Genomic DNA, 12,126 nt, shown 5'->3' with positions numbered 1-12,126 from the left:
CAAATCAACTTCAGCGGCATTCGCGGTCGAGGTGTGTCAGCCGAATATGGCGCCCTCTCAGCGCGCCGCAGCCTTTTCTCCCGGTCCAAAATCAAATCTCGACCGTTTCATCGATGCGGTGGAGGATTTCGCACACGCCTGTCAGAGGCTGCTCGGGGCCGGCCGACGCCGCAGCGTGAGTCGCGCCAGACTCCGAACCTGAGAAGCCGGTCAATGGAGATGAAGCATGCGGTTGAGCAGAAATGAGATGACGGGTAAGGTCCAGACGGTGCTGGGCCTAGTCGACCCGGTGACGCTGGGCCAGACGCTGATGCACGAGCATCTCATCTGGGACGCCACACCGCCGGCTCGGCGGGACGTATCGACCACAGGCGGTCCGGATCCGCGCGAATACTGGAGATTTATGACCGGTGGCATCTCCGATTCCCGCAACACCACGCAGAGAGATCGCGGGCTGGCTGCTCGCGAGGCCGCCCGAATGGTCGAGGCAGGTGGCGGGACGATTGTCGAGCTGACGATCGGCGGTCTCGTGCCTGATCCGGAGGGTCTGGTGGAGGTTTCGCGTGAGAGTGGCGCCCATATTGTGATGGGTTGCGGTCATTACGTCGACGCCTACCAGGATCCGAACAACAACAGGCGGACTATCGAGAGCTTCGCCCAGGAGATGATTGATCAGGTTCAACTGGGCGCCTGGGGAACCCAGATACGTGCAGGCATCATTGGCGAAATAGGTTGCCAGTGGCCGTGGACCGATCTCGAGAAGCGTGTGCTGGCGGCCGCCGTCATCGCCCAGCAGGAGACTGGGGCGGCACTGACGATTCACCCGGCGCGCCATGCAGACCACCCGTGGATGCTCGTTGAGTTCCTGCAGGAACACGGGGCTGATCTGTCGCGTACGATCATTGACCATATCGACAGAACGATTTTCGACGACGATCGTCTATTTCGCCTGGCCGACTCTGGTGTCGCGCTGGAATGGGACCTGTTCGGCCAGGAGAACACCTATTACGCGGCTGCTGACATCGACATGCCGAATGATGGCATGCGCATCCGGACGATCAGGCGTCTGATTGATCGCGGGTATCTCGGGCAGACCGTGATTAGTCACGACATCTGGGAAACAATACGGTTGGCTGAGTTCGGCGGCCATGGCTATACCCATATTCAGAATAAGGTCCTCCCCCATATGAGAAAGCGCGGTTATTCGGAGGTTGAGATCAATGCAATCATGATCGATAATCCGCGTCGGCTACTGACCTTTGTTTGACGAGGCTCCGGGTGCCAGTGCTCGTCGGCGGAGAGCAGGATGCGGGCGCAGGTGAGCGTGCCGGAGCAACGCCTTTTGTTGAGCGGTCCCGCAGTTCGTTCGTGATTGATATGGTCAATACGGCTTTCCATTTGCCCATTCCGCCTTGTAGGGTGACGGACGCAACACGGGGCAAACGTGAACAGGAATGAGCACTGGTCGATGAGTGATCTCCTCCCGGACAGAAGCTTCGGTGACGGCGTATCGCCTCCGAGCGCGCCGCAGATGAAAAACGGCCAAACCCGGAACGACGCATAGCTGTCTGATGCGAAAGGGGCACTCTCGTATGACGTGGCAAACTGCACATTAGAATCAGAATCGCTTAGGGTAGGATTTCGCCCCCTCCCGCAAACGACACCCGTCTGGACCGACATGATCACATCATCTTCCCGAACGGGTCGATCTTTGCAGATCGGCGGCATGGCAGGAACCCACGCTCAAGGTATGGCGGTTCAACGAGAAGGTGAACAGCCACTATCTCAGGCCGTTCGGGTCGGCGGGAGCTGCTTGCAATCATCGGCACGAGCATCGACATGGCGCTCTCCGAGAGCTCCACCCTCGCCACGCAAGATACAGGGTCGGATGCGGCGCGGAGGAATTTCGCAGAAACGCAGAAACCTTTGGCCGGGTCGCCGAACGCACGATCAACAGGAATCTCGACGGCCGGCTAACCCTGGCAATTCGGACGGGCTACAAGGTTAACGTCCTCGTCGATCAGGATATTATCTTCCCCGGCGCCTATCGCGGACGAAAACCGGCTCGCTCGATGAAAAAAAGGCAAAGCTCGGGCCGATCGAGCAGCGAATTGGCGTCAGTCGGCGGGCACCAACGGGATATGACCGAGTACGTCGAGCAAGGTCGAAACGACCGTCTGCTGCGCGTGCATGTCGATCATTGCCGTGACGTAGGCTATGTGCGAGGGTCCCACCGTGTCGCCGACGGAAACGGGAGGCGCGTTGCGCGATTCCTCGTATTTTGCCTCGCCTCGTGATCGAGCAGCAGGGCAAGCCATTCGGCGTGGCTGAGGTTGTCGGCATCGCTGTTGCTTTCCAATTCGATGAACGCATGGGCCATGCCGGCCAGGCCGAGTTGCCCCAGCAGTTCGAGTGTCGGATGTTTGAGCATTGTAGTCCTTTCAGTTGTAATATCCGGAGCCCCGGATGTTGGTGTGGAAGATCGGCGTGTGGTCCGAGGCTTCGCGCGCCGGAACCTTGTCGAGCCCCTTCTCGAGGATCGATTTGACCGAGGGATAGTTGCGCGCCTGGATCTCCAGCGCGCGCCGCGCGGCCGCTTCCAGGCGTTCGGCGCCGAAGCGCTTCGCTAGCCCGATGATGCCGAGGCATGAACGGTAACCCTGCTCGGGATGCGGCCGATCCTCGATGATCTTTTCAACCAGCAACGACAGCATCGGCCCGATCCGCGCCGCTTCCTCCCGGATCTTCACGGGCGTCCATTCACGGTAGCGCCGATGGCTCGAGGGCATATGTTCGGGGATCGTCGTATGCCGCCCGTTGCCGCTGCCACGCATGTGCGCGGCGATGCGTTCGCCATCGAGGAAGATTTCGACGGTGCGTGTGGTAATTCGAGCCTCGACCTCGCGGCGGGCGAAGCGCCAGGGCACCGAGTAATGGTGGTGCTCAATCGCGATGTGATAATCGAGTCCGACTCGGCAACGCTTCCACTCAGCGTGGACCCACCGTTCCGCCGGCAGCGGCTTGAGGTTCGGCGCGTCGATCTCCTCGAACAGCTGGCGCCGCGTTTTGCTGAACTGGCGAAGCACCCGTGTGTCGTTGAGATCGGTGATGCATTCGGCGACCGCCGCGTTCACCTCGGCCAGGCTGTAGAAGATCCGGTTGCGCAAGCGGCCCAGGACCCAGCGTTCGACAATGCCGACACAGGCCTCGACTTTCGCCTTATCGCGTGGCTTCCTCGGTCTTGCCGGGAGCACCGCCGTGCCGTAATGACGCGCCATGTCGGTGTAGCTGCGGTTGACCATCGGATCGAAGTGACACGCCTTAATCACCGCGACCTTCGCGTTGTCCGGGACCAGAAGATGGGCCACGCCGCCGAAGAAGGCGAAGGCGCCATTGTGCGCCTCGATCCAGTCCGCGAACTGCTCGGTCCACGTCGCGCAGGCAAATGACAAGCTCGATCCGCCGAGCACCGCCACAAACAGATGGGCATCGCGCACCTCACCGGTCCGGCGGTCGACCACAACCGGCACCGTGTCGCCGGCGTAATCGACAAACATCTTCTCACCGCCCGCGTGGCTCTGCCGCATCGTCAGAGGCAGGCGGCCCTCCCAGCGCCGGAACAGGTCACACCAACGGCTGTAGCGATAGCCATCCGGGTGGGCGGCGACATACTCTTCCCACAGAACCTGCAGCGTCACATGCTTGCGCTTCAGCTCACGTGCTACCGCCGACCAGTCCGGTTCCGGCTGTTTGCGCCGGCCGGGCTTCATCCCAGGTAAGCCGTATAGGCAAGCTTCCAGGTCGGCATCGCTCATCTCGGCCGGGACCGGCCAGTTCAGCCCGGAGCGTGCAAACCGCTTCAGCATATCCCGGACCGTCGTCGGCCCGACCCCGGCACGCTCGCCAGCCATCCGCGTCGATAGCCCCGCTTCCAAGCTCAGACGTAAAATCTCGCGCACGTGGCGCATCCTAACCCTCCTCGTCGGCATCCATTCCTCCGGTCGTTGCCCGACCGGAACATGCCCCAAGGATCACGTTCTCCTAACTCCGAACTGCGCGCGATCGTGTCGGAATCCCGCGCGGGTAATTCTCGGAATGCTGCGCGCCATCAGTTCGGAATGCCGCGCGCGATCAAATCGGAACGGTGCGCGCGATGATCTCGGAATCCGCAGCTTTGCGTGGGGTCCAGCTCATTTGTGCGGCAACCTTCATGGTCGAAATCGGCGATGTACGCCGCTTTGCCAACCCGCGACAACTGATGGCTTATCTGGGACTTGTTCCCTCGGAGCGCTCGACCGGGGAGGCCGTGCGACGAGGCGGCATCACCAAGACTGGAAATGCCCGAGTGCGCCGCGTCTTGGCCGAGAGCGCCTGGGCTTACCGCTATCCGGCCAAATTGGGGAAAAGAAAATACTGCGAAAGCCGCCACATGCCTGAAGTCGTGCGAGACATAGCGTGGAACGCACAGGCGCGATTGACCAAGCGCTACAGAGCCCTGATCGCGCGTGGCAAGCGCAGCACCGTGGCTGTGACCGCAATAGCTCGGGAACTCGCTGCTTTCATGTGGGCCATCGCCCGAGCGGATGAGCAGCAGGCAGGAACCTGATCCTCGGTCGCGACGAAATAATCATCGCGCCTATCGGCGGGGACGTGGCATTGAAGGGGGAATTCCCGGCATCGCTTTGTGGCCGGCAATGCCGACGCCCGTTGTAAGAGAGGACCAGCCCCGGACGAATACATGGACATGCGGTAACCAACCCGCGCATCAGAGCTTGTTCACCCGCGTCCCAGGCCACGTCTCCACCGATAGGCGCTCCGTCCTGGCCTGTCCGGATCGCAGCACATGGCTGGGACGGCGTGATCACACTCTGCTGTTGCTGGCCGCGCAAACGGGGTTGCGGGTCTCGGAGATCATCGATCTCGACCGGCACTCGGTGATGCTGGGGCACGGTGCCCACGTGCGATGCCTTGGCAAGGGCCGCAAGGAGCGAAGTACGCCCGCTCACCAAGGTTGCACAGCAAGCTCTTCGGGGCTGGCTCAACGAGCCCAGGAAGCGGGGCGCAACGGCTGTCTTTCCGAACACGCACGGCGGCAAGCTGAGCGCCGACGGCGTGCAGGCGCTGCTGAACAAATATGTCGCCAAGGCTCGCGAACACTGCGTCACCCTCCGCTCGAAGCGGGTGTCGCCCCATGTTTTGAGGCACAGCGCTGCCATGGAGCTGCTGCAGGCGGGCGTCGATTGTTCGGTCATCGCCCTATGGCTGGGCCATGAGGCGATGGAAACGACGCTGACCTATCTTCACGCACATCTTGAGCTGAAGGAATCCGCACTCGCCAAGCTGAAGCCATACGAACGCGCAAAGGCCGAACGATTTCGACCAAACGACAGGCTTCTTGAGTTCCTGAACGCCCTTTGAGCATCAGAACTATGCCGAGTGTCAACGACCGGTTCTTGATCGAAATGGCGGGCAAAGCGCTCCGTACCGCCATGATCGGAAGAGGCGCTCGGCATAGTTCGGCGGTCGGCATAAACCTGCAAGCTCAATGGTGTCGAACCGCTCGGCTATCTCGCCGATGTCCTCACCAGGATCGTCAACGGCCACCCCAACAGCCAGATCGACGATCTCCTGCCTTGGGTCTACATCAACAAGCTCGAGCTCAAGGCCGTGGCCTGAGAACACCGCTTACTTTCGATCGCTCCCAACCTGATTGATCAGGACTTCTCGGTCGAGCGCCCGAAACAGAAATGGAATGCGGATATCTCGTACGTGTGGACGAGCGAGGGCTGGCTCTATCTGGCGATCATCCTCGATCTCTTCGCTCGGCGGGTGGTCGGCTGGGCGGTGAGTGATCGTCTGCACCAGGAGGTTGCATTGGAGGCGCTGCGCAAGGCTGTGTCGCTCCGACGACCATCAGCGGGCCTGATCCATACGCGGACGGCGGCAGCCCAATACTGCTCCAGGGCCTATCAAGCCGAGTTGAGGAAGCACAACATCCAGATCTCGATGTCCGGTAATGGCAACTGTTTCGACGAAGCGGTTGTCGAGACCTTCTTCAAGAGCTTGAAATCCGAAATGGTCTGGCGCACCGTCTTCCAGACAAGGGCCGAGGCCGGCGGCAATCGGCCAGTACATTGATGGCGTTCTACAACTCTGTCCGGCGTCATTCGACGCTCGACTATCTCAGTCCGGTTCAGTTCGAAAGGCTGGCCGGATAGCTACTAAACCGCTCTCCACAAAAGCGGAGCAAGACCAGCGACCGCATAGTGCGGTTCGGGCGTCGCTGATGATGCTCTTCCCGTGACGTTGTGGCGGACGAGACCGTGGCCTCGGCCGCCGTCCCCGCCGCTCGAGCCGACGGCCTTCAAGTGAGCCCCGTGAACGGTTTGCGTATCAGCCCGCGAATGAAGAACTCGACCATCGAGGTATAGTCGAAGACCGGAATGCCGGTCGCCTGCTGGACAGCCGCAGCGTATGGTGGCAGGTCGCCGCACTCAAGCAGCAGCATCCCAATTTCCGGCCGTTCTTTCAGTAGAGCTACGGCGGCCTCCGCCACTTCGGCTTCGACAGCAAGGACGTCCAAATCGCAAGTGGCTGCAATCCAAGTGGTGGAAAACGCTGGAGCACTCTCAAGTCCCGCAACGACCACCCTATGATCGTCGGCTCGCAGACCGGCCGCTTCCAACATGTCCCGGGTCAGCGAACAAGAACTCGCTACAATGATGCCGAGCGCCTTGCCTTTGGGAAGCATCTGCTCGAGGAAAGGAGCGAGGAGAAGGCTCGATAGGAACACGGGCACGTCTACCGCGTCGCGGACCGCTTCCTGGTATCGGATCGAGTACCCGCAGCCGCAGGTGATCAGTTGCGCACCCTCGCGCACGAGCTCGGTCGCTGCCTGAACCACAGCGGATGTCATTTCCCCACCATCGGGCGAAAGAATCCGGCTGACATTCAAGCCAGGCACCGTCTTGTAGCGCACGGGGACACTCCATGTGCTGGCGTTGCCGGTGTCCCCGGGTATGTAAGGGCGGAGGCCGGCCCCTGGCATGCGCTCAAGCATCAAGATACCAACGGGCGCACCGTAGAACGCCAATCGGGGCTTCACTGAGGCCGGCCATTGCCTACCTCGGGACGGAGAAGGATCGATCATGTACTATCACCTCATAGTAGCCCATACCTTCTGATGGGCGGACGGCATCGCGACCTGGATTCACGCTGCCCCTAACCGCACTGTTTCAGCGTAGGCGGCGTTATCGCGGAAATTCTGCGGTCCATTGACCAAATTAGAAGCAGCCCGCAACCAAAGGTCGCATTGTGGAACGTCCGCATCGCGTCGATGCCACGCTCGGCCATCTGCTGGCGCAGCCAGTCGTATGGGCGCGATACTCTTCTTGACTAAATGCAGGCATAAGCGGTTCTCCTATCCTGATAAATAACGATTGAACGAGGCAACCAATTCGGCTTTGCTTTCCTCGCAACGTAACATTTTGCTAACGTGGAAAATTGCAAAAAACCTGCGAAGCTGACCGAAATCCTTCAAACTACGGCGTCTCACGAGGGATTACACCACGCAGAGTCTAAAAACCTATAGGACGGGGCCGTTGGTATTATTTGTACGCGACAACCACGAGACTCGAGCTATCGGATGTAAACGTTCCACCTTCCTGCCCATAGGCCTCAATAGTCGCGAACCCCGCGCTTCGCAACATGCGAACAAATTCAGAAAACCCATACTGTCTGAAAGAAACGTGCGCTCGTCTAACGCGTCCGTCGCGGACGATAATCCTTTCGACGTTCCGACGATCGCTTAGCACATCGTTGCTCATTATATCGATTCTCAGATCGTTGTTACGCTGCACAACGTAGATAGGCGGCTTGTGGCGTAGGAAAGCGAAGCGATTGGCGTGATCGATTAGAAGACGCCCGCCCTTTCGAAGTGAAGAAGCGGCTTCACGAAGAACTCTCTCATTGTCCGCGTCATCGAAATAGCCAAACGTCGTGAAACACAGAAAAGCCGCGTCAAATCGATCTCGCCAGGGAAGTGAGCGCATGTCGCCCAGAACATACTCAACATTTACTCCGCGTTCAGCCGCATCCGCTTCGGCTTTTTTTAGCAAGATCGGCGAGATATCAAGTCCGGCTACCTGCACTCCTTTTTCAGCCAACCGGTTGGTAATCCGCCCATAACCGCATCCAAGTTCAAGAACTGAGCCGCCCCTCCAAAGGGAAAGAAGATTCCAAATTATTCCTGCTTCTCTGTCACTTGTCTCCGGCGGATTGATCGCATCGCCAAAATAGAAGTAATCTTCGCTGAAGTATGCTTCAAGCTCAGATAAGGAAACTGTACCACTCAACTCGTCATTCATGTGCTTACCTCGACTTTCACCGTGCTTAGATTGATTTTGCATGGTGCGGAGAATTTTGAAAGCAAACATTTGTGAATATTTCATACTGTTGTTTAATATTTCGGCAATAGTCATTGACCTTACCTTGTTTGAGATTGTATCGCGGGCCGGTATGGGCCTCTCAAGGCACTGCTCTCGAAGCTCGTCAACATCGATCTCGCGGATGGTCCGGGCCGGGCGACGCATACCGGCCTGGAGCATATGAGTTGTTTCATCATTGCCGTAGCGAAGCGCATTTCGCCGTGCTGGGCGCGCGCTCGTCCGCCGGATCGCTCTGGCACGCGCCGGAAAGGGCAGCAAAGCAACTGTGGGCAAGCCTTACTCGATGGATCTTCGCACGCGGGTGGTAGCGTCGGTTGAGCAGGAGGGCCTGTCGCGACGTCAGGCGGCAGAGCGCTACGGGGTTGGAATCAGCACAGTCATCCGATGGGTGCGCCGCTTGCGCGAGACGAACAAGCTGACGCCCGGCAAGATGGGTGGGCACAGACCGAAGAAGATTGCCGGAGAGCATCGGGAGTGGCTGTTGGTACGCTGCCAGGCGGCGGAGTTCACACTGCGCGGTCTTGTGGCCGAGCTTGGCGATCACGGCCTGAAGGTCGATTACCGCTCGGTATGGGAGTTCGTTCACGCCGAGAAGCTCAGTCACAAAAAAAGACGCTGATCGCGGCTGAGCAGGATCGCCCCGATGTGGCGCGCCGGCGGGCCCAGTGGGCAAAGTATCAGGACCGCATCGATCCTTCCCGCCTGGTATTCATCGACGAGAGTGTGCTGCAGAGCAGCGGAAAGGAGTTCGCAATGAACTAACACCGTTGCGTAAAGCTGCGTGAATGATGGGGGACGGCCCTCCGGGAGCGGCTTTCAGGAGCGGGTCTCAAACCAGTCCGAGTTGCTGCGGTAAAGAGCCGTGGTGGTGAGCGTCGGATGAAAAGTTCGGACAAAGATCCGGGCAGGTGAGTGTCCGAAAGACGAACGAAAGTGAACCCTCCGAAGACGCGTCGTTATGAATCCAAGTGTCGTCGAAACCAGGACCGTTTCGTCATCCTGGGACAAGTCCGCCAGACGCCTGATGACTGGGCGGGCGGCGACCGGCGTAGAGGGGGCGTGAGTTGGACATAGGCTTTCACGCGGAACTGCAGGAACCAGGCTCCTGATGCAAAGGGAGAAGCTCAAGCGGAGCAAACCGCAAGGCGAGAGTACCGATGCAGGAGACTGGGGCGGACCGACCCGTATGAGCGTTGAGGGCCCTGTAATGGGGTCGGAGCAAAGGGGTCGGATCAGGTCGTCGTATTGTTTGGAACAACTGGAAACAGGATGACTTCGATAGGTACGACAGATAAGCCGTTTCGAATTGAGAAACGTCAAGTGTACGAAGCTTACAAAGCGGTCAAAGCCAACCATGGCGCAGCCGGAGTGGACGGTGAGACCTTGGAGATGTTTGAGAAAGACCTTGCGAGAAATCTCTACAAGATCTGGAATCGGATGTCTTCGGGGACTTACTTTCCGCCGCCCGTGCGTGCCGTCTCCATTCCGAAGAAGACTGGGGGCGAAAGGGTTTTGGGTGTGCCCACCGTCAGCGATCGAATCGCGCAGATGGTGATCAAGCAGATGATTGAGCCGGATCTGGACTCCCTCTTTCTTCCGGACTCCTACGGTTACAGACCGGGAAAATCGGCTCTGGATGCCGTCGGCGTGACGCGTCAGCGGTGCTGGAAGTTTGATTGGGTTCTGGAATTCGACATCAAAGGGCTGTTTGATAATCTTCCGCACGATCTCCTGCTGAAGGCGGTCAGAAAGGACGTGAAGTGCAAGTGGGCACTGCTGTACATCGAAAGATGGCTGGCAGCGCCGATGGAGAAGAACGGAGAAGTCGTCGGGCGAACATGCGGTACCCCGCAAGGTGGCGTTGTCAGCCCGATCTTGTCGAATCTCTTTATGCACTATGCATTTGATCTGTGGATGACGCGGACGCATCCTGACCTTCCATGGTGTCGATATGCTGACGATGGCCTTGTGCACTGCCGGAGTGAACAACAAGCCGAAGCCCTCAAGGCGGAGCTTGGTGCTCGACTGGCGGCATGCGGGCTTCAAATGCATCCGACAAAGACCAAGATCGTCTATTGCAAGGACCAAAGGCGCAGGGGCAAATACCCGAATGTCGTGTTCGACTTCCTCGGGTATCAATTCCGGCCGCGACGGGTGGCGAAGACACAGCGAGACGAGTTCTTCTGTGGCTACACGCCTGCGGCTAGCCCCACGGCACTGAAATCGATGCGAGCGACGATTAAAAGCTTGAACATATCGCGGCAGACGCCGGGGACGCTGGCTGAAATCGCCCAACAGCTCAATCCGCTCCTTCGGGGATGGATAGCCTATTACGGCCGGTTCAGCCGTTCGGCCCTGTCCACTCTGGCTGACTACGTCAACCGGAAGCTCAGGGCTTGGATCATGCGCAAGTTCAAGCGCTTTCAGTCCCATAAGACACGTGCCAGCCTCTTCTTGAGAAAGCTGGCACGGGAAAATCCCGGACTGTTCGTGCATTGGAAGGTGTTCGGAACGAATACGTTCGCCTGATGGGAGCGGTGTGAATCGAGAGGTTCACGCACCGTTCTGCGAGAGGCCGGCAGGTGAAATCCCTCCGGCCTACTCACCCCTGGACCAAGACCAATATGGCGCCGCTCAGAGGATGGGCCCCGCGCGGCGAGAGGATCAAGGCCAAGGTGCCGCACAGTCATTGGAAGACCATGACCTTCTTGGCGGCACTGCGCCACGACCGTGTCCATGCACCATGGCTGATCGACGGACTGATCAACGGCGAGCGTTTCCAGCTCTGTGTCGACAAGGTTCTCGTCCCAACCCTCAAGGCGGTCGATCTCGACCGGCTCGGGGCGGAAGCGGACGTCATCGTGACGATCACATCGAGCTTCGCGCCGATCCTGAAGCGCTCACAGATCAAGGCGGGGACGCATCTGGCCTGCATGGGCACCGATACAAAGGCCAAACAGGAGGTCGCGGCCGAACACGTCGCTGCGGTGGCCCTGTTCGCCGACGAGGTGGCGCAGTCGATCTCGATCTGAGAATGCCAGCATCCCTACTCGCGAGGTCTCGTGAACGAGAGCGACATCACGCCGATTGGCGCTGTAATAAACGGCGCCCATCCGAGCCGACGTTCGGACGACGAGATCACCCAATTCGACGGCACGGGTGTCGGCTTACAAGACCTCGCGCTTACAGCCGTCGCTGTGGACAAGGCCCACCAGAGAGGCCTGGGCATCGAAATTGACTTCTAGACGCGTTACGGCGTAGCAGAGTCGAAGCCTGAGCGCCAGAATGGCTATGGAGCTGTTGTCTCATGTTCGGGGCTGGACGGCCGTGCAGGGCAGGTGATTTTGTGCAGGCTGCTCATTCAAGATTACCTTTGATCAGGTGCTCTTCTGCCATCACAACGCCTTCAGAATGCCACGAGCCGGATGGCGTGCCGCGCTTTGCCCGCCGATTTGCAAAGCGGTCGCGCGCCGGCACTTTCGGCCCCTTGCGCGGCGGCCCGCCCCTCTGACCCGCAGGGCACGAACGGTGGCACCGGCGCCCTGCATATCGGTGCCGCACGTCTTGCGTGCCAAACTACGCCACGAGACGACCTGCTGCAGAGGCAGCCCCATGCCGGCGCTACCTCCCAAACGACCGCGTCTCCCTTTGCTCCGTGACGGGTTTGGTCGTTCAGAGG

The 12,126-nt window shown here is 59.4% G+C and carries 8 protein-coding genes and 7 pseudogenes; 10 read left to right on the top strand and 5 right to left on the bottom strand.

Going from position 1 to position 12,126, the window contains the following annotated elements:
• Nucleotides 1–247 precede the first annotated feature (247 nt).
• Nucleotides 248–1,267, top strand: coding sequence for a phosphotriesterase family protein (locus JN279_RS36510; protein WP_202351579.1), 1,020 nt, complete (start codon nt 248–250; stop codon nt 1,265–1,267).
• Nucleotides 1,268–1,666: 399 nt separating this feature from the next.
• Nucleotides 1,667–2,051 (top strand): annotated as a pseudogene (locus JN279_RS38550) (TrbI/VirB10 family protein); the annotation flags it as partial.
• A gap of 66 nt (nt 2,052–2,117) precedes the next feature.
• On the opposite strand, the gene JN279_RS39030 reads toward JN279_RS38550, so the two are convergent.
• Genes JN279_RS39030 through istA form a run of 3 tightly spaced genes read right to left on the bottom strand, consistent with a single transcriptional unit; the run spans nt 2,118 to nt 3,968 of the window.
• Complete coding sequence (locus tag JN279_RS39030; protein ID WP_446720443.1) at nt 2,118–2,234, bottom strand: transcriptional repressor TraM; 117 nt, start codon at nt 2,232–2,234, stop codon at nt 2,118–2,120.
• On the bottom strand, nt 2,216–2,431 hold the full coding sequence (locus JN279_RS36505; protein WP_202351578.1) for an IstB-like ATP-binding domain-containing protein: 216 nt from the start codon (nt 2,429–2,431) through the stop codon (nt 2,216–2,218). Before JN279_RS36505 ends, JN279_RS39030 begins: the two co-directional genes overlap by 19 nt.
• Before the next feature lie 10 nt (nt 2,432–2,441).
• Nucleotides 2,442–3,968 (bottom strand): IS21 family transposase, encoded by a 1,527-nt coding sequence (gene istA, locus JN279_RS36500; protein ID WP_202350295.1) that lies wholly within the window; start codon nt 3,966–3,968, stop codon nt 2,442–2,444.
• Between the two features lie 155 nt (nt 3,969–4,123).
• Between istA and JN279_RS36495 the strand changes: the two are divergent.
• The 4 genes and pseudogenes from JN279_RS36495 to JN279_RS36480 all read left to right on the top strand — a co-directional run.
• Nucleotides 4,124–4,606, top strand: a pseudogene (locus JN279_RS36495) (transposase); the annotation flags it as partial.
• Nucleotides 4,607–4,968: 362 nt separating this feature from the next.
• Nucleotides 4,969–5,418 carry a tyrosine-type recombinase/integrase gene (locus JN279_RS36490; protein ID WP_244734316.1) on the top strand — a complete coding sequence of 150 codons (450 nt, stop codon included), beginning with the start codon at nt 4,969–4,971 and terminating at the stop codon, nt 5,416–5,418.
• Between the two features lie 114 nt (nt 5,419–5,532).
• Nucleotides 5,533–5,676, top strand: a pseudogene (locus tag JN279_RS39025) (transposase domain-containing protein); the annotation flags it as partial.
• A gap of 18 nt (nt 5,677–5,694) precedes the next feature.
• A pseudogene (locus JN279_RS36480) lies at nt 5,695–6,218 on the top strand (IS3 family transposase); the annotation flags it as partial.
• Between the two features lie 146 nt (nt 6,219–6,364).
• Here JN279_RS36480 and JN279_RS36475 read toward each other — a convergent pair.
• Both JN279_RS36475 and JN279_RS36470 read right to left on the bottom strand, forming a co-directional pair.
• Nucleotides 6,365–7,150 (bottom strand): AroM family protein, encoded by a 786-nt coding sequence (locus tag JN279_RS36475; protein ID WP_202351577.1) that lies wholly within the window; start codon nt 7,148–7,150, stop codon nt 6,365–6,367.
• 457 nt (nt 7,151–7,607) lie between these two features.
• On the bottom strand, nt 7,608–8,480 hold the full coding sequence (locus tag JN279_RS36470) for a class I SAM-dependent methyltransferase (RefSeq protein ID WP_202351576.1): 873 nt from the start codon (nt 8,478–8,480) through the stop codon (nt 7,608–7,610).
• A gap of 232 nt (nt 8,481–8,712) precedes the next feature.
• Between JN279_RS36470 and JN279_RS36465 the strand changes: the two are divergent.
• The 4 genes and pseudogenes from JN279_RS36465 to JN279_RS38540 form a co-directional block, all read left to right on the top strand.
• A pseudogene (locus tag JN279_RS36465) lies at nt 8,713–9,170 on the top strand (helix-turn-helix domain-containing protein); the annotation flags it as partial.
• A 546-nt stretch (nt 9,171–9,716) separates the two neighbouring features.
• Nucleotides 9,717–10,976 (top strand): group II intron reverse transcriptase/maturase, encoded by a 1,260-nt coding sequence (gene ltrA / locus JN279_RS36460; protein ID WP_202351574.1) that lies wholly within the window; start codon nt 9,717–9,719, stop codon nt 10,974–10,976.
• An 80-nt stretch (nt 10,977–11,056) separates the two neighbouring features.
• Nucleotides 11,057–11,293: pseudogene (locus JN279_RS36455) on the top strand (IS630 family transposase); the annotation flags it as partial.
• A gap of 6 nt (nt 11,294–11,299) precedes the next feature.
• Nucleotides 11,300–11,692 (top strand): annotated as a pseudogene (locus tag JN279_RS38540) (ornithine cyclodeaminase family protein); the annotation flags it as partial.
• Between the last annotated feature and the right edge of the window lie 434 nt (nt 11,693–12,126).

The organism is Mesorhizobium sp. 113-1-2 (assembly GCF_016756475.1).
Classification (GTDB): Bacteria; Pseudomonadota; Alphaproteobacteria; order Rhizobiales; family Rhizobiaceae; genus Mesorhizobium; species Mesorhizobium loti_C.
The sequence above is the reverse complement of the archived record's forward strand: the minus strand, read 5'-3'. Positions and strand labels throughout refer to the sequence as shown.